General features: G+C 74.3%; 18 protein-coding genes. 12 read left to right on the forward strand and 6 right to left on the reverse strand.

Annotated features, from left to right (window positions below; genetic code table 11):
- Window positions 1-182: 182 nt before the first annotated feature.
- Complete coding sequence (locus tag ACZ6NC_RS08900) at window positions 183-653, reverse strand: hypothetical protein (RefSeq protein WP_465730463.1); 471 nt, start codon at window positions 651-653, stop codon at window positions 183-185.
- 420 nt (window positions 654-1,073) lie between these two features.
- On the opposite strand from ACZ6NC_RS08900, the gene ACZ6NC_RS08905 reads away from it, so the two are divergent.
- The 10 genes from ACZ6NC_RS08905 to ACZ6NC_RS08950 all read left to right on the forward strand — a co-directional run bounded on the left by ACZ6NC_RS08905 (window position 1,074) and on the right by ACZ6NC_RS08950 (window position 9,984).
- Window positions 1,074-1,493 carry a hypothetical protein gene (locus ACZ6NC_RS08905; protein ID WP_465730465.1) on the forward strand — a complete coding sequence of 140 codons (420 nt, stop codon included), beginning with the start codon at window positions 1,074-1,076 and terminating at the stop codon, window positions 1,491-1,493.
- Window positions 1,490-2,575 carry a polyprenyl synthetase family protein gene (locus ACZ6NC_RS08910; RefSeq protein WP_465730467.1) on the forward strand — a complete coding sequence of 362 codons (1,086 nt, stop codon included), beginning with the start codon at window positions 1,490-1,492 and terminating at the stop codon, window positions 2,573-2,575. The genes ACZ6NC_RS08905 and ACZ6NC_RS08910 overlap by 4 nt, the downstream gene beginning before the upstream one ends.
- Window positions 2,576-2,701: 126 nt before the next feature.
- The gene (locus ACZ6NC_RS08915; protein WP_465730469.1) at window positions 2,702-3,370 is read left to right on the forward strand and encodes a cupin domain-containing protein; all 669 of its coding nucleotides are present in this window, start codon (window positions 2,702-2,704) and stop codon (window positions 3,368-3,370) included.
- A complete protein-coding gene (locus ACZ6NC_RS08920; protein WP_465730471.1) occupies window positions 3,367-4,470 on the forward strand; it encodes a hypothetical protein in 1,104 nt (367 codons plus the stop codon). Before ACZ6NC_RS08915 ends, ACZ6NC_RS08920 begins: the two co-directional genes overlap by 4 nt.
- The gene (locus ACZ6NC_RS08925; protein ID WP_465730473.1) at window positions 4,467-5,363 is read left to right on the forward strand and encodes a hypothetical protein; all 897 of its coding nucleotides are present in this window, start codon (window positions 4,467-4,469) and stop codon (window positions 5,361-5,363) included. Before ACZ6NC_RS08920 ends, ACZ6NC_RS08925 begins: the two co-directional genes overlap by 4 nt.
- Window positions 5,364-5,394: 31 nt before the next feature.
- A complete protein-coding gene (locus ACZ6NC_RS08930; RefSeq protein WP_465730475.1) occupies window positions 5,395-5,943 on the forward strand; it encodes a hypothetical protein in 549 nt (182 codons plus the stop codon).
- 54 nt (window positions 5,944-5,997) lie between these two features.
- A complete protein-coding gene (locus ACZ6NC_RS08935; RefSeq protein WP_465730477.1) occupies window positions 5,998-7,797 on the forward strand; it encodes an asparagine synthetase B family protein in 1,800 nt (599 codons plus the stop codon).
- 28 nt (window positions 7,798-7,825) lie between these two features.
- Complete coding sequence (locus tag ACZ6NC_RS08940) at window positions 7,826-9,157, forward strand: aldehyde dehydrogenase family protein (protein ID WP_465730479.1); 1,332 nt, start codon at window positions 7,826-7,828, stop codon at window positions 9,155-9,157.
- 43 nt (window positions 9,158-9,200) lie between these two features.
- Window positions 9,201-9,545, forward strand: a complete 345-nt coding sequence (locus ACZ6NC_RS08945; RefSeq protein WP_465730481.1) for a hypothetical protein — start codon at window positions 9,201-9,203, stop codon at window positions 9,543-9,545.
- A gap of 106 nt (window positions 9,546-9,651) precedes the next feature.
- A complete protein-coding gene (locus tag ACZ6NC_RS08950; RefSeq protein WP_465730483.1) occupies window positions 9,652-9,984 on the forward strand; it encodes a hypothetical protein in 333 nt (110 codons plus the stop codon).
- A gap of 2 nt (window positions 9,985-9,986) precedes the next feature.
- On the opposite strand, the gene ACZ6NC_RS08955 is transcribed toward ACZ6NC_RS08950, so the two are convergent.
- The gene (locus ACZ6NC_RS08955; protein WP_465730485.1) at window positions 9,987-11,579 is read right to left on the reverse strand and encodes an outer membrane protein assembly factor BamB family protein; all 1,593 of its coding nucleotides are present in this window, start codon (window positions 11,577-11,579) and stop codon (window positions 9,987-9,989) included.
- 158 nt (window positions 11,580-11,737) lie between these two features.
- On the opposite strand from ACZ6NC_RS08955, the gene ACZ6NC_RS08960 reads away from it, so the two are divergent.
- Complete coding sequence (locus tag ACZ6NC_RS08960) at window positions 11,738-12,394, forward strand: NADPH-dependent F420 reductase (protein WP_465730487.1); 657 nt, start codon at window positions 11,738-11,740, stop codon at window positions 12,392-12,394.
- Here the strand turns inward: ACZ6NC_RS08960 and ACZ6NC_RS08965 are convergent.
- Window positions 12,378-13,058, reverse strand: a complete 681-nt coding sequence (locus ACZ6NC_RS08965; RefSeq protein ID WP_465730489.1) for an MFS transporter — start codon at window positions 13,056-13,058, stop codon at window positions 12,378-12,380. The genes ACZ6NC_RS08960 and ACZ6NC_RS08965 overlap by 17 nt on opposite strands.
- Window positions 13,055-13,252, reverse strand: a complete 198-nt coding sequence (locus tag ACZ6NC_RS08970) for a thioesterase domain-containing protein (RefSeq protein ID WP_465730491.1) — start codon at window positions 13,250-13,252, stop codon at window positions 13,055-13,057. Before ACZ6NC_RS08970 ends, ACZ6NC_RS08965 begins: the two co-directional genes overlap by 4 nt.
- 57 nt (window positions 13,253-13,309) lie before the next feature.
- Here ACZ6NC_RS08970 and ACZ6NC_RS08975 point away from each other — a divergent pair, with 57 nt between their 5' ends.
- Window positions 13,310-13,741, forward strand: coding sequence for a YchJ family protein (locus ACZ6NC_RS08975; protein WP_465730493.1), 432 nt, complete (start codon window positions 13,310-13,312; stop codon window positions 13,739-13,741).
- A 14-nt stretch (window positions 13,742-13,755) separates the two neighbouring features.
- On the opposite strand, the gene ACZ6NC_RS08980 is transcribed toward ACZ6NC_RS08975, so the two are convergent.
- Window positions 13,756-14,730: a polysaccharide deacetylase family protein gene (locus ACZ6NC_RS08980; protein ID WP_465730495.1), complete on the reverse strand. Its 975-nt coding sequence runs from the start codon at window positions 14,728-14,730 to the stop codon at window positions 13,756-13,758.
- Between the two features lie 320 nt (window positions 14,731-15,050).
- The gene (locus tag ACZ6NC_RS08985) at window positions 15,051-15,977 is read right to left on the reverse strand and encodes a recombinase family protein (protein WP_465730497.1); all 927 of its coding nucleotides are present in this window, start codon (window positions 15,975-15,977) and stop codon (window positions 15,051-15,053) included.
- Window positions 15,978-16,161: the final 184 nt, after the last annotated feature.

The raw sequence follows: 16,161 nt of genomic DNA on the forward strand, positions 1-16,161 counted from the left end.
TCTCGCGCGTGGCGGGCCCTGTGCCGGTGGCGGGCCCTGTGGCCGTGTGCGGACCGGCCCGGCCTATCCTCGTCCCTCCGGTGCGCCCAGCCGCGCAGGGCCCGGTGCGCCCAGCCGCGCAGGGCCCGGTGCGCCCAGCCGCGCAGGGCCCGGTGCGCCCAGCCGCGCAGGGCCCGGTGCGCTCAGCCGCGCAGGGCGGCGGGGACCACCGCGCAGAGCGCGGCCGCGAACGTCACCGAGAGGCAGAGGGCGGCCCAGCGGGCACAGATCCGACGGCACTCGCTGCGGTAGCGGGCCGCCAGTTGCCGGCAGCGCTCCACGGCCCGGTCGACCACGTCCTCGGCGTAGCGCAACCGGTCGGCCGTGTAGGCCTGTTCGAGGCTCTCCCGCTCGCCTGGCGAGAGCCAGGGGAACCGGTCGGCGAAGGCCCGGGCGTCGCGCTCGGCCGCCGACACCTCGGCCTCCCAGGCGAGATAGCCCTCCAGCCGGGCGATCTCCAGCTTGGCATCCACCCGGCCGATCCTGGCTTCCGCCCGGCCGCTTCCGGTGTCCGCCCGGCCGTCCGCCTTGTCGCCCGCGCGGGCGCGCGCCGCCCCGGCGCCCTTGCCCGGCCGAGCGCCCCGTGCTCTCGGCGGGCGCTGTCTGCCACCCATGACCGCTCCTTGTCCAGCACCCGGGCACCGCGGCGAGCAGCACTGCGGCAGCGGCGCGCACCTGTCGAGATCGGCCGGCCGGACCCACAAGGGCTCCGCGGCGCAACCACGCAACTACTACCAGTGACCGGGTGCGGAGTGCGGGCCGACTCGCCGGGGCGCAGCCGCCGACACGGCTCCGACCTGCGAAGACGAGGCGCCGACCGGCATCGACGGGTGTGCGAGCTGGCGGCCAGGCGCACTGCGCCGGTAGGGGGCGCCCACGGCGCGGCGAGCGCCCCGCCAGACCGGTGACACCCGGAAAAGCCATCGGCACGCTCCGCACACACGCCTGTACGATCGGCGATCAAGGCGGCGCCCTGCCCGGCCGCCAGCCCGGCCCGCCCCGGTCCGTCCGGGGCTCGAACCAGGAGGTCTGCCATGCCCGACGCCGGTCGGTTCAGCGATGTCGGCGAGCAGGGCTCGCGGGCGGTCATGGAGGCGGCCGCGGTGCTGGAGCGCGAGCTGGCCGCCGGGTTGACGGACGCCAAGACGGCCGGCGACCGGCTCACCGGCGAACACCGCGTCGACCCGGACGAGTTCGGCCGGCTGGTGCAGCGGGTGTCGGAGAACACCCACCAGCTGATCGATGCCGTCAGCGACCGGCTGCTCGGCAACACCACCGGCGAGACGGCCGAGCACACCCAGCGGCTCGCCGCCAACGCACACGACGTCCTCGACCTGCTGCTCAACCTGAGCACCTTCGCCCCGGCCTTCGCCAACCGGTCGATGCAGGACACCTTCGGCCCGCAGCAGGGCCCGGCCCAGCGCCCCGACGGGGCCGAAGGCCACCAGGGGTGACGGCCGAGGCGCCGCCCCTCCCCGGCGGGGAGCAGCTGGTCGAGCGGGTGCTGGCCCGGTACCGGGCGCGGACGGTGGCGGCGCTGCTGCGCCACATCCCCGAGCAGAGCCCGCCGTACCTGTACGAGCTGGCCGCCGACTACCCGGCCCGGCCGTGCAAGGGGCTGCGGGCCGCGCTCTGCCTGGCGACCTGCGCCGCGTTCGGCGGCCGCCCGGAGCGCGCACTCAATCCGGCGGTGACGGTCGAGCTGTTCCACAACGGGTTCCTGATCCACGACGACATCCAGGACGGCAGCGAGCTGCGCCGCGGCGAGCCCACGCTCTCCGCCGCCTACGGTGTCGAGGTCGCGCTGAACGTCGGCAACGCGACCAACCTGCTCGGGCTGCAGCGGCTGATGGCCAACCGGCGGGAGCTGGGCGGCGAGCTGGCCTGGCGGCTGTTCGAGGAGACCGAGCTGATGTGCCGCCAGTCACTGGAGGGCCAGGCGCTGGAGATCGCCTGGATCCGCGACAACGCCTGCGCGCTGGTGCCCGCCGACTACTACCGGATGTGCCTCAAGAAGACGTCCTGGTACACCTTCCTCTACCCGTGCCGCAGCGGCCTGCTGGTCGCCGAGGGCGCCGGCACCGACGCCACCCGGCTGGACCGGTTCGGCTGGTACCTGGGCGCCGCCTACCAGATCCAGGACGACGTGCTCAACCTGGTCGGCACGCTGGCCGACTACGGCAAGGAGATCGCCGGGGACCTCTGGGAGGGAAAGCGCACCCTGCTACTGATCCACCTGCTGGATCGCTGCACCCCGGCCGAACGCGCCCGCACCGAGCGCTACCTGCACGGCACCCGGGCCCAGCGCGGCCACGGCGCGGCGGAGGACGTCCGCTGGCTGCTCGACCGGATGGCCGCGTACGACTGCGTGGAGAGCGCCCGGGAGGCCGCCGCCGGGCTGGTCGCCGCCGCGGAGCGGGAGATCGCGGAGGTGCTGGCGGCCGCTCCCCCGCCGGACGGGCCGTCAGGGGAGGCCGCCGAGGCCCGGGAGTTCCTGCTCGCCCTGCCCGGCTTCGTGGTGGCCCGGGGCCGCTGAGCCCCGGCCGTACCCTTGGTGTTCACCCGGCGTGTCTAAGATCCACAACTGCGGACCGGGAACCGGTCGGGAAGGGGCCGGCGTCACCGGGGATGACGTCATTGGGGCAGAGCATGGGGGTGGCCGATGTCCGTACGATCCGGGCTGCGCGGGCTGGAGCGGCTGGCCCGAGCACTGCCCGCCGGGGTGGACCTGTACCAGTTGCGGCCGGACGGCCACGTCCTGATCGCCGACCGGGACGGCGCCCGGGAGCTGGGGCCCGGCAGTGCGCACGGCGCGGCCGGCGAGGAGCTGCTGCGGTTCATCGACGAGGGCCAGTTCGCGCACTACCTGGTCGGTGACGCCAAGACCTCGCCCGAGCGGCCGTCCAACGCCACCTACAAGCTCGGCATCGTCGCCCCGCACAGCGCGTTCACCCCGCACGCGCACGGCGGCGAGCACCTGGTGCTGAGCCTGGGCCACGCCTCGTGCGGGCTGTACGACGCCGAGCTCCGCCGGGTCGTGGACGTGCCGCTGACGCCCGGGCTGCTGATCCGCATACCCGAGCTGATGCCGCACTCCTTCGCCAACCGGGGCGCCGGGCCGCTCAACATCCTGGCCGCCAACACCGGGTTCGGCATCGACCACGAGGACTACGCGATCACCGCGGCCGAGGCCGAGCGCCGCGAGGACACCCAACTGGCCTGCGCCCTAAGGGAAGTGGAACGGAACCAGCGCGCGGGTACGGTCAGCCCGAGAGAGCGGCTGGCCGCCCGGCTGCGTCGCTTCGCCGCGACGCTGGAGACACCGCGATGATCTGCCCGCACTGCGACAAGAACCTGCTGCAACGGCAGCGCTCCGGCCACAAGTGCACGTACTGCGGCAAGCAGTTCGCCCTGGATCCGAAGGTGGAGGGCCCCGGGCTGCACGACGTCCGGATCCTCCGGCTGGCCGGGCGGCTCGGCGGGGACGGCAAACTGCGGTGCACCGTCGACCAGTTGCGCTGGGCCACCGAGCGGCGGGGCCGCCCGGCGCCGGCCTTCCGGGGCTCCAAGAGCAGCGCGGGGTGCCTGGGCTTCCTCGGACTCGTCGCGCTGGTCGCCGCCCTGGCGGTGCACGGCACCCTGATACCGCTGCTGGTACTCGCCGCGCTCACGCTGATCGGCTTCGCGGTGTGCCAAAGGATGCTCTCGCACGTGCCGGCGCCGCCGCAGCCGGTGACCCCGCGCTGGACCGCCGGCGGCTTCCGCGACACCGTGGTGACGCGGTGGAAGGTCGTCTACGGCACCCTGCCCGGCGCGCTGGTCGACGACGAGCACGTCCCGCGCAAGCGACCGGCCCGCCCGGCGTTCGTGCTGCTCTGCCCGGACCGCACCGTCACCGCCTTCCTGTACGCCAACGGCTACTCGCACCGCCGCCGCGCGCTGATCGTGGAGAAACTGAGCGCCGTCCCGGACGGCCTGCCCGTCGTCGTCCTGCACGACGCCTCCCCGCAGGGCTGCCTGCTGGTGGCCGACGCGCGCACCAAGCAGCCCGGCCGCCGGGTGCTGGACGCCGGGCTGCCGGCCCGCGCGGTGCTGGCCGCGGAGTACAAGTGGGTCGTCCTGCGCGACCCGTTCCGCGCCCCGGAGGTGCAGGTGCGGCTGGAGCGGTCGGTGCCCGGGCTGACCACGGCCGAGCGGGAGTGGTTCGCCGAGGGCTGGTGGAGTCCGCTGGCCGCGCTGGCGCCGAAGCGGCTGATGGCGGTCGCCGAACGGGCCGCCGAGCGCGTCCTGGAGCAGCCGGCCCGCGTCCCGCTCCAGAAGGTGCAGCCGCAGGCGGAGGAGCCCGCCGAGACCCGCCGGCGAGCGCTCGCCGTCGGCTTCCTGACCTGGCCCGAGCCCACCGACGAGCCCACCGAGGAGCGCACCGCATGACCGTTCCGCCGCCGCCCGGGCCCCTGCGCCGCAGGCCGCTGCGCCTGCTGCTGGACGGCGCGCTCATCGCCGCCGCCGACCGGGCCGGGGCCCCCGGCGGGCTGCGGTACACCGAGCGCCAGCTGTACTACGAGCTCTGCCGCGTCCTCCAGCCGCTGCACGCCGGGCCGCGCCGGATCCCTTACACGCTGGCGCCGCCGGTCCGGTACGCCCGGTTCGGCGAGGCGCTCGCGGCGCGGCGCGGTGAGCTGCCGGGGCTGCTGCCCGCCCTGGCCCCGACTCCGGCACCGATGGCGTCAGGGACGCGGACCGCCCCCGAGAGCGACCTGTACGACTACGGGCTGCCGCGGCTGCTGGTCTGCCAGAGCCGGGAGATCACCGCGATGCTGATCGCCAACGACCTGCACCTGGAGGCGGCCTGCCCGGTCGTCGCCGCCGCCGAACTGCCCCTCGACCCCCGGCTGGTGGCCGCCCTTCGGCGGGCCGGCGACGCCGTGGTGCAGGTGCTGCACGACGCCAGCCCGGCCGGGCTCGCCTGCTACGAACGAACCCGTGCGGAACTGCTCCGTGCCGGTGACGAGGGCGACGGCGCCGGCCCGCTGCGGGTCCGCTCGATGGGCCTCGTCCCCCGGCACGCCGCCACCCTGCACCTGACCTCGGGACGCGGCCCGCACCCGTACCGGGGCCCGCTGCCGGCCGGGCTGCGGCCCGAGGAGCGCGCCTGGCTCGGCACCGGCCGGACCATCGAACTCGCCGCCGTCAACCCGGGCCGGCTGCTGCACACCGTGATCCGCCAACTCCGCGGCAACGCCGGCGGGCCCCGCCGGGCCCCGCTGCACCGGCGGGTCCGCACCGCGCGCGCCGCCGGATTCCTGACCTGGCCCACACCTTGAGCCGCTCCCCGATACCCGAGGACTCCCCACGATGACGCAGCCACGCCAGATCGGCTACCGCGACGAACTGCTGGCGGACGGCACCGTGCACCGCCGCTACGAGGACGGCCGCGACGAGTGGCGCCGGCGTGGCGCCGACGGCCTCGTGCACTGGAACGACAGCACCGGCCAGTCCGGCACCGACGAACGCCTCGGCAAGGACCTGGTCAAGCGCGGCCGCTCCGACGGCACCGTCCGCTACGGCCGTGACATCGGCTACGGCCGCACCGTCTGGGCCCGCGGCGAGCTCGTCACCATCAACCGGACCGCCTTCCGCGGCCGGCTCGGCGTGGTGCTCGGCGCTCTCGGGGTGGCCGGGGCCACGGCCGTCGCGGTCTCCCAGTTCCCGCCGCTGGAGCTGGGCGAGGACGAGGAGGAGCAGCTGCGCCAGCAGGCCCGCGCCCAGGCCGCCAACTCCTCCGGCGGCGGCGACGGCGGCGGCGGCTCGTCGGCTGGCGACGACGGTGCGGACCACGCGGACTACGACGGCGACTGGGATGACTCCGGGGACGACGGCTGGGACGGCGACGACTTCGGCTGAGGCCGCCGCACCCCCGGACCGTGGAACCCCCCAGCGAAAGGCACCCCTCCGTTCATGGCTCGCTGCTGCGCCTGCACCGGCACCGACACCGACCGGGCCCGCACCCACCTCGCCACGCTCACCGGCACCGCCCCGGGCGCCGGCCGCGGCGCCCAGTGCGCCCTGATCCCCGGTGAACCCGGCTTCGCCACCGGCCCGTTCACCATCGACGGCCCGCTCTCCGTCGACGGCCCGCTCTCCGTCGACGGCCCGTTCTCCGCCGACGGGCTGACCGCCGTCGGCGAGGTGACCCTGCACAACCGCGCCGAGCTGCTCGCCGCCCTCGCCGCCGCCGGCCACCCCGCACCCGCCGACCGCCCCGACGGCGAGCTGCTGCTCCGGCTCTGGCACGCACTCGGCGCCGACGGCGTCCGGCAGGCCGACGGGCTCTTCGTCCTGGCCGTCGTGGACGGCGCCGACCTCGTCCTGATCCGCGACCACGCCGGCGCCCGCACGATCTTCTACGCCCGCGCCGACGACTGCTGGGCCGCGTCCACCTCCCTGCGCACCCTGCGGCACTGGCCGGCACTCGGCACCGGCCTCAACCTGGCCGCCGTCCGCTCCTTCCTCACCTTCGCCTACCTACCCGGCGAGGAGACCCTGCTGCGCGGCGTCCACGAGGCGCTGCCCGGGCGGATCCTGCGCCTGCGGGCCGACGGCACCGTCCACCAGGAGCAGTACTGGGAGCCCGCCGAACTGCTCCCCGCCGAGGCCGGCGACCTGCCGCCCGCACAGTACGCGCAGCAGCTGCGCCTCCTGCTGGAGCAGGCCACCGCGCGCCGGCTGCCGGCCGGCGAGTCCGTCGCGGTGCTGCTCTCCGGCGGTGTCGACAGTTCACTGGTCACCGCGCTCGCCGCCCGGCTGCACGACCGCCCCGTGCACACCTACTCGATCAGCTTCGGTGACGAACTCCCCAACGAGCTCGGCTACTCCGGCCTGGTCGCCGACCACTGCCGGACCAGCCACCGGGTACTGACCGTCTCCGGTGCCGAGGTCGCCGCCCGGCTGGCCGACACCGTCGCCCTGCTCGACAGCCCGGTCGGCGACCCGCTCACCGTCCCCAACCTGATGCTCGCCGAGGCCGTCGCCGGCGACGGCCTCACCGTCTCGCTCAACGGCGAGGGCGGCGACCCGGTCTTCGGCGGCCCCAAGAACCTGCCGATGCTGGTCCACGAGATGCACCGGGACGACCCGGCCCCCGAGGTCCGCGCCGAGGCCTACCTGCGCTCGTACCGCAAGTGCTACGAGGACCTCCCCCGGCTGCTCACCCCGGCCGCGCTGCGCGCCTTGGAGTCCGAGCCGCAGCCGCGCCGGTTCGTCGCGCCCTACCTGCAGGCCGGGCCGATGCGCTCGCTGCTCAACCAGCTGCTCCACTGCAACCTGCGGACCAAGGGCGCGCACCACATCCTCACCAAGGTCGAGCGGCTCACCGCCTCGCAGGGCGTCCAGGGCCGCTCCCCGCTCTTCGACCGGCATGTCGTCGACCACGCCTTCGCCACCCCGCCGCGGCTCAAACTGCACGGCACGGTGGAGAAGTGGGTGCTCAAGGAGGCCGTCCGCGACCTGCTGCCCGCCACCGTCACCGACCGCCCCAAGAGCGGTATGCGGGTACCCGTCCAGCAGTGGCTGCGCGGCCCGCTGCGCGACCTCTCCGGCGAACTGCTGCTCGGCCGCACCGCCCGCGAGCGCGGCCTCGTACGCACCGACACCATCCGCACCTGGATGCGCCGCGAGGGCACCCTGCTGCCGCGCCAGGGCGGCAAGCTCTGGCTCGTCCTCACCCTCGAACTCTGGCTTCGAGCCTACGACTTGTAAGCCCATGAACCCCTGGAAGGCTCCCCGTATGGACCTGATCGACCCCCGGACCGGAACCGTCCGCGGCACCCTGGACCCGGCCCGCGCCGAACGCGTCGCCGAAGCCGTCGCCGCCGCCCGGCTCGCCGCCGTGCCCTGGCGCGCGCTCACCCCGCGCGAGCGCGAGCGCCGCCTCGACGCGCTCGCCGACCTGGTCGAGCGGCACCACGCCGAGTACACCGCGCTGGAGCAGGCCGGCACCGGCAAGCCGCAGGCGGAGGCGGCCGGCGAGATCCGGCAGGCCGCCGACCTGTTCCGGTTCTACGCGGGCGCCGCCCGCACCGGCACCGCGCCCGCCGCCGGGCGCTACCTGCCCGGCCACGAGAGCTGGGTCCGCTGGGAGCCGCTCGGCGTGGTCGGCGCGATCGTGCCGTGGAACTACCCGTTGCTGATGGCCGCCTGGCGCTGCGCCCCGGCCCTCGCCGCCGGAAACACCGTGATCGTCAAGCCCGCCGAGACCACCCCCGACTCGGTCACCCTGCTCGCCGCCCACGCGGCCCAGGCCCTCGGCGGCGGCGTCCTCACCGCGCTCCCCGGCGACCGCGACACCGGCCGGCTGCTGGTCGCGAGCGGCGTCGACATGATCGCCTTCACCGGCAGCGCCGCCGCCGGAGCCGACATCGCCGCCCGCGCCGGGCACCGCCGCGCCAGCCTCGAACTCGGCGGCAACAGCCCGGTACTGGTCCTGCCCGACGCTCCCGACCACACCTGGGCCACCCTCGCCGAGACCTGCACCTACAACGCCGGCCAGAGCTGCGCGGCGCCCGCCCGGGTCATCACCCTCGACGAGAACCACGAACAGGTCATCGCCGCGCTCACCGCCGCCCTCGCCGAACGCCGGGCCGGCCGCGACTTCGGCCCGCTCAACAACCCCGACCAGGCCGCCCGCTACGACCGCATCGTCGCCGCCTCGGCCGCCAAGCGCTCCATCGCCGCCCCCGGCCGCACCGACGGCCTCTGGCGCCCCGCGCACCTCCTCGCCGACCTGCCCGACGACGACCCGGCCGTCCAGGAGGAGGTCTTCGGTCCGCTGCTCACCGTCCAGCACGCCGCCACCGTCGAGGACGCACTCGCCCTGGCCAACGGCGTCCCGCAGGCCCTCGCCGCCAGCGTCTGGACCAACGACCTCACCGCCGCGATCGACCTCACCGCCCGCCTGAACGCCGGCGAGACCTGGCTCAACTGCCACCTCGCCCAGAGCGCCGAACTCCCCCACGGCGGCCGAGGCACCTCCGGCCACGGCACCGACCTCTCCGTCCTCGCCCTCCAGGAGTACCAACGCCCGAAGACGGTGACGGTCCGGCTGGATGCCCCCAGGTGACCGGACCGGGTGACAACAAGGGTGCTCCGTGCACGAATCGACGGTGTCAGTCGACTGCCGAGCGCGCGACGCCATCGGCACGCGCCCGCTCCGTCGATGGCAGACCGGTTCGGATACCGCCCTCGCGGAAGCCCGCATCCACCAGACCGAGGCGCTGCTGCGACAACTGGCACACCGCGCCCCGCTGTACGGGCACCGTGACGTGGCCGCACGCGGCCGCCTCGCCTCATGGCGCCAGCGCAAGAGCGCGCACATCGCCGCCCTGCAGGCACAGCTCGACCAGATCGAAGCCACCCGGAGCCTCTCACCGGCCCAGCAGCAGTCGGCGCACAAGACCCACGTCCTGCTGGAGTCCGCCGATCCCGTTCCGGGGGTTCCGACGGACTGACGGCGTCATTGCCCCAGGCGGCAACCAGGACTCTGGGTAATTCACGCACCCGGAACTGAGTATCCGTCCGCTGACCTTCGCCGGACCGGGCTGCGAGGATCGGTGCATGACCAAGACCGCCTCCCGGCGCCACGAGAACTGGTGGCGCGCGCCGATGATCTCCACCCTGGTGACGGGGCTCTGCCTGCCGGTCGTCCAGGGCCTGCGCGGGCTCTCGGAGATGGCCACCGACCCGTGCGACGGGCCCGGCTCCTGCCCTGCCACCTACAGCCAACTGGCCTTCGCCGACCAGCTGTTGCCGGCCGCACTGGCGCTGCTCGTGGTGCAGTGGCCAGTGGCGTACTTCGCGTGGCGGGCGCGGGTGTGGGCCGCGCTGGCGCCGGGCGCGGCCCTGGGGGTGGCCGTGCTCACGCTCCTCGGCATCCGCCCGGGGACGTGAGGTCAGGCGAACGAAGAGGGGCGGCCGAGGGCGACCAGGCGGTGGTCCTTGGTACCGACGTAGATCCGGCCCTTGTCGGTGGCCGGCACGGAGAACTTGCTGACCGTGCCGAGCGGGAAGGACCGGCGCAGCTTGAGCGTGCCGCCCACCGGGACGGGGTCGTAGGCGCGCAGTTCGCCGCCCTCGCCGTACTGGCCGGTGCCGGACCAGATCACCCAGACCAGGGCGGAGCCGGTGCGGGTGCCGTCGGAGGTGACGACGGGTGAGCCGGACATCTTGAGGAAGTCCTCGGCGCTGGTGCCGGCGCTGGTCAGCTGCGGGGTGCCGGAGGCGGTCACGGAGTACTTGAGGGCGCGGAGCTTGCCGTAGTTCTCGACGGTGTAGACGTAGCCGCCGTCGCCGCCCCAGACGGCGGGGTGGCCCCAGACGCCGCCGTGGGGGCCGGTGATCCCGACGGCCTTGTCGGTGCCGCCGGGGCCCTGGCCCATGCCGCCGAGGTCGTCGCGGTCGAGCAGGAAGATCCGGCCGTCCTTGCCGACCTGGACGAGCAGCCGGGGGTGGGCGGGGGTGCCGAAGACGTCGGCGGGGAGGGCGACCGGGCCGCCGGAGCCGAGGTCGGTGTCCTTCTTGTCGAGGGTGGCGTTGTTGGTGGGGCTGAAGAAGTCCTTCGGGGTGAAGGTGCCGTCGCCGTTGACGGCGAAGCGGATCACCGATTCGCCGAGGCCGCCGGGCGGCTTGTTGCCGGGGCCATGGGCGGGTGAGGCGCCGGCGCCCTGGCCGTTGGCGGTGCTGAGGGTGATCCGGCCGGGACCGTCGGAGACGAGACCGCTGCCGGCCATCCAGATGGAGGCCCGCTGGGTGTCGGAACCGGCCACCGTGGACCAGAGGGTGAGTTTGCGGGTGCTGGTGTCGAGGCCGGCCAGGGTGCCGATGTAGTCGCCGATGCCGCAGAGCGACCCGAAGCCGAAGTAGATGTGCCCGTCGAGGAGGAGCAGCCCCGGGCGCTGGAGCGAACGGTAGGCGTTGAACGGCTTTCCGGGGGCGTTGACCGGGTCGCCCTGGACGGTGACCGGCCAGCCGCTGCGCTCGGCGCCGCTCTGGGCGTCGACGGCGTGCACGTAGTGGTGCGGGTGCTTGTCGTCGGGCCCGTCGTTGACCTTGCTGGTGAGGTAGACGGTGCCGGTGGCCGGGTCGTACACCGGGGTGGAGGTGGTGCCGACGTTGGGGCCGGGGTCGGAGCAGCCGATGGCGGCGGACGGCCAGGCCGGGCCCATCTCGCGCTGCCAGGTGATCTTCCCGGTGTCGGCGTTGATCCCGTAGACGTGGTTGGTCTCGGTGGCGACGACCACGGTCGGGCCGATGACCAGCGGCTGGGCGAAGACCTGGCCGTCGAGCGGGGTGGAGAAGCGGACGCCGAAGTCGGACTTGGCGACGTCCTCGGGGCCGAGCCCGGGTTCGTCGCGGTCCCAGGCGGTGCGTTCGGTGGTGACGGAGACGGTGGTGACGTCGGCGCGGGCGGTGGCGGCCGGAGCCAGCAGGGTGAGGCCCGCAAGTACGGCGGCGGCCCTGGCGGACCGTCTGTTGGTTCGGTTCATGGCGCCCATGGTTCGGCGTCAGGTGCCGGGCCACCAGCGGAGGTGGTCCAGTCGGCCGTAGGCCGTTCGCCGCGTTCCGTCTTCCGGGCGGGGCGGGTTGATCTATGGTCGTCGCGGCGCGCGCCACCGGGCGGGCGACGGGAGAGGGCGGAGAAGCGGTGCGATTCGGAATCATCGGCACGGGCACGGTCGGTCAGACACTCGCGGACAAGCTGGTGGCGCTGGGCCACGAGGTGACGCTGGGCTCGCGGACCAAGGACAACGAGAAGGCGGTCGCCTGGGCCGCGAAGGCGGGCCCGCACGGGCACCACGGCACCTTCGCCGACGCGGCCGCGTTCGGTGAGGTGGTGCTGAACGCCACCGCGGGGACGGTCTCGCTGGAGGCCCTGCGGGCGGCGGGCGCCGAGCGGCTGGCCGGGAAGGTGCTGGTCGACATCTCCAACCCGCTGGTCTTCTCCGCCGAGGGCGCAGCCACGCTGGACCCGGTGAACACCGACAGTGTGGGCGAGCAGATCCAGCGGGAGTTCCCGGACGCCCGGGTCGTGAAGGCGCTGAACACGCTGTCCGCGCCGGTGATGGTCGACCCGGGCCGGGTGCCGGGCGAGCACAACCTGTTCGTGGCCGGGGACGACGCCGGTGCGAAGGCCGAAGTGGTGTCGCTGCTGGGTGAGTTCGGCTGGCCGGCCGGATCGGTCCTGGACCTCGGCGGGATCTCGTCCGCGCGGGGCATGGAGATGCTGATGCCGTTCTGGATCCAGCTGATGCGCACCTTCGGCACGACCGACTTCAACTACTCCTTCAAGCGCGCGGAGTAGCCGTCCCGACGGGACATCCCCGCCCCTTCCGGTGTGCGGAAGGGGCGGGGACGCGGCCTAACGGGACCCGGTACCGGCGGGCACCCGCGAGGCCGGCTCGTCCTCGACCGGTTCGCGGGCGCCACTTGGCCAGGACGGCCGTCATGTCGCCTGCGCTGGTGCCGAGTTGAACCAACCCGTTGGCCTGGCCGAGGTAGCGCTTGGGCACCAGCTGGGTGATCGCGGCCAGGTAGGCCGGGCGTTGGAACGCCGAGCAGACCGCGCCGGCGCAGGCCACCAGGTAGATGTGCCAGACCTCCAGCAGGTCGGCCCAGAGCAGTCCGCCGAGCGCGAGCATGCCGGCCGCGGCCACGGTGTCCGTGACGATCACGATCTTTCGGCGGTCGACCCGGTCGGCGAGCGCACCCGCGACCGGCAGCAGCAGGACGGCCGGCAGCACCGCGACCACCGAGATCATCGCGAAGTCGAAGGCGGAGCCGGTCTGCTGGTACACCCAGACGCCGCGGGCGAAGGTGGAGAGGCTGGTGCCGATCATCGAGACGAACTGCCCGATCGCCACCTTGGCGAAGGTGCCCAGCTCGGCCCGGGCCGCCGGACGCTTGGCCGTGACCTGACCGTCCGCCGTGCCGGCCGCGGACCCGGTCGCGGTGAACTCGGCGATCACCCGTGCGAGTTCATCCGGACGCCGCGCAGGTCGACGCCGGCCGCCTCCAGCCGGGAGCCGAGGGCGGTGGCGAGCGCGCCGCCGAGGCAGTGGCCGTAGAGCACCACCGGACCGTCGATCCGCTCGGTGATCTGCCCGGTCAGCCGGTCGGCCAGGCTTTCGAGTCCGACCTCGCCTTGACCCGCGGCCGCCACCCGCACCGCCGCGCGGCCCGGACCGCGGCACTCCCGCGAGGGGCCAGAATGGACGCCATGTCCCGACGCCACCCCGCGCCCCGCGCCGCCGCCCCCCGGCTACTGCCCTCCTCGCCCTGCCCGTGCGGCCTGCCCGCCGCCTACGGCGACTGCTGCGGCCGCTACCACCGCGGCCAGGCCGCCGCACCCACCGCCGAGGCGCTGATGCGCTCGCGCTTCAGCGCCTTCGCCGCCCACGACGAGGCCTACCTGCTCCGCAGCTGGCACCCCGACACCCGGCCCGCCACGGTCGACTTCGACCCGGCTCTGCGCTGGGTCCGCCTGGAGGTGCTCTCCACCACGGACGGCGGCCGGTTCCACGCGGAGGGAACGGTCGCCTTCCGCGCCCACTACACCGAGGGCCGGGAGGAGGGCGTCCTGACCGAGCACAGCCGCTTCGTCCGCCACGAGGGCGCCTGGGTCTACCTCGACGCCCTCACGGTCGGCTGACGGCAACCCGGCCGCTACAGGTAGTCGTCCAGGCGGGCCAGGGTGAAGCCCTGCGCGGTGACCTCGTTCACGACCTTGCGGAGCAGGTCCGGCATGCTGCCCTTCCACAGGTCGGTGCCCCGGAAGTGGGTGAGGATGATGTCGCCGGGGTGCAGCCGCTGGTCGTCGTACCGGTACTCGACGTGGTCCGGGAAGGCCTCTTCGTTCCAGAGCGGCACCGCCTCGATCCCGCAGGAGGCGGCGGCCCGCAGGGTGTCGTCGTTGTACTCGCCGTACGGGGGCCGGAACAGCCGGGGGCGGGTGCCGATCTGCTGCTCCAGCTGGTCCTGCTGGCGGCAGATCTCATCGCGCTGCGTGGCGTAGTCCAGCACCTTCAGGTTGCGGTGGTTGATGGTGTGGTTGTTGACCGCGTCGCCCTGGGCGGCGAGCCCGCGGAAGTAGCCGTAGTCCGAGCGGGCCAGGTAGTCGGCGACGAAGGTGCTGAGCGGGACCCCGAGTTCGTCCGCCATCCGGGAGAAGTCCGGGTCCTTCTCGGCCCCGTCGTCGACGGTCAGGAAGACGATCTTCTCGTCGGTCGGGACCCGGTACACCACCGGGGGCAGACCCTCCTGGAGCTTCACCCCCTGCACGGGCTTCAGCTCCGGCTTCACCGCCGGCCGCCGGGGCGCCCGCGGCGGCAGCTGCTCCAGCCCCCACCGGTGCGCGGTCTCCAGCCCGGCACGGACAGCCGCCTCCCGGCGGACCACCGCCTCGCTGCTGCTCTCCTCCTCGGCACGGGCCAGCCCCGGCAGCGCCAGCGGCACGGCCGGCGGCCTGGGCCCGCCGCGGTCGGCCGCCGACCCGGCCTCGGCCTGCTGGCCGGGTTGCCGGCCCTGCTCCTTGCCCTGGCGGCCGTCCTGCCGCCCGTCCGCCCCGGCCGGCGCGGCGCGCACACCGGCCCCCGAGGACGGCCCGCCGCGCCCGCCCGGGGCGGCACAGCCGGCGACCACGGCGGCCAGGCAGGCCGCCGCCAGGAGACCGGCCCCGGCCCGGCGGCCACTCCGGTGACTCCCCCTCAGCCCCCCATTAATACGATGATCTGATGGTGTGTCCATGGAGCACTGCTCCCCCGACACGCCCGCCCGCCAATCCCCCCATCACCCACTCGGCCTACCTCCCCAGCCCCCGGGCCCACGCCGCCAGCACCTCGAAGTCGGCCTCCACCAGTCCGCGCCCCGGGTGCACCCGGTGCAGCAGCGCCGGCCCCGGGTGGTGCGCGGCCACATACGGCCTCGGGGATCAATGGAACCGTGGTTAGCGGTGAGAACGATCATGGTCCGGTCGGTGCGAGGGCGCTGACGCGGTTCTCGTACTCGCGGCGGGCCTTGCGCTGGGCCTGGACCGCCGGAGCGCCCGGGCCGCCGTCGAGCAGTTGGCAGCGGGCGAGGAGTCGGTGGTGCACGGCGGGGACGGCGGTGACGCGCAGGGTGTAGCCCTGGCCGCGCCGCACGATGACCCCCTGGTCGAGCGCCGCACGCTCGGTGTCGTCCAGCTCGGCGGTGCGGAGGAAGTCGGCGACCTTGCCCGGCATGTCGAGGGTGACCGGCAGCTCCGGCGCCGGGGAGTCCTCCTCAATGGCGGCATGATCGGGGAGAAGGTCGACGACGGCCGTACGGATGGCGCCGCGGCTGACACCGTGGTCGCGGGCGAGGGCGGCGATGGAGCGGCCCTCCAAGTACGCCGTGCGGACGGTGCTGGTCGCCTCGGCCGGGACGGCGGGACGCCGGCCGCCCTTGCTGCCCTTGGCCTCGGCCGCCCGCAGCCCGTCGTAGGTGAGCTCGCACTGGAGGTCGCGCTGGAGTTCGCCGGCCGCGGCGAGGGTCTGCACCATGAACTTCACCGTGGACAGCAGTTCGCCGGTGCGCGGGTGGCGGGCGGTGAGGTCCATCGCGGAGAACGCCCCGTCGTGGATGCGCAGGGCGAGGCGGCCCTGGTGGAGGACGTCGAGCACGTCGAGGATGTGCCCGGTGCCGCGCACGAGGCGGAACATCTCGGAGATGTGGACGGTGTCGCCCGGCCGCGCGTATGTCAGCAGCTCGCCGAACTTCGGCCGCTGGAGGGGGTGGAGGCGGCTGGAGGTGCCCGGGTCCTCCTCGAAGACGACCGGGTCCTCGATCCCGGCCTCCTCCAGGACGAGGTCCTGCCGGGCGGTCGACTGCTGGTCGGTCGAGACCCGCTTGTAGACCAGGTTCGCCACTCGGGGCCCCTTCCGTACGGAGGATCGGACCCTATCTGTCGTCAAACCCTGTCAGCAATCACCATCGGATCCGATTGGATCGGCGCCGCCCCGATGCCCCGGAATGTCCGGGTTCATTGGACGCGCCGACGGCCTGTCGTCAAACGTGCCATCGTTTTCCGACATCCAAGCGGGCCGGGACCGC

The sequence above is a fragment of the Kitasatospora sp. NPDC041988 genome, assembly GCF_055588525.1.

Coding starts and splice junctions, on each gene's coding strand:
- ACZ6NC_RS08900 (WP_465730463.1), bottom strand. CDS start 653: ATGGGTGGCAGACAGCGCCCGCCGAGAGCACGGGGCGCTCGGCCGGGC.
- ACZ6NC_RS08905 (WP_465730465.1), top strand. CDS start 1,074: ATGCCCGACGCCGGTCGGTTCAGCGATGTCGGCGAGCAGGGCTCGCGG.
- ACZ6NC_RS08915 (WP_465730469.1), top strand. CDS start 2,702: ATGTCCGTACGATCCGGGCTGCGCGGGCTGGAGCGGCTGGCCCGAGCA.
- ACZ6NC_RS08920 (WP_465730471.1), top strand. CDS start 3,367: ATGATCTGCCCGCACTGCGACAAGAACCTGCTGCAACGGCAGCGCTCC.
- ACZ6NC_RS08925 (WP_465730473.1), top strand. CDS start 4,467: ATGACCGTTCCGCCGCCGCCCGGGCCCCTGCGCCGCAGGCCGCTGCGC.
- ACZ6NC_RS08930 (WP_465730475.1), top strand. CDS start 5,395: ATGACGCAGCCACGCCAGATCGGCTACCGCGACGAACTGCTGGCGGAC.
- ACZ6NC_RS08935 (WP_465730477.1), top strand. CDS start 5,998: ATGGCTCGCTGCTGCGCCTGCACCGGCACCGACACCGACCGGGCCCGC.
- ACZ6NC_RS08940 (WP_465730479.1), top strand. CDS start 7,826: ATGGACCTGATCGACCCCCGGACCGGAACCGTCCGCGGCACCCTGGAC.
- ACZ6NC_RS08950 (WP_465730483.1), top strand. CDS start 9,652: ATGACCAAGACCGCCTCCCGGCGCCACGAGAACTGGTGGCGCGCGCCG.
- ACZ6NC_RS08955 (WP_465730485.1), bottom strand. CDS start 11,579: ATGAACCGAACCAACAGACGGTCCGCCAGGGCCGCCGCCGTACTTGCG.
- ACZ6NC_RS08975 (WP_465730493.1), top strand. CDS start 13,310: ATGTCCCGACGCCACCCCGCGCCCCGCGCCGCCGCCCCCCGGCTACTG.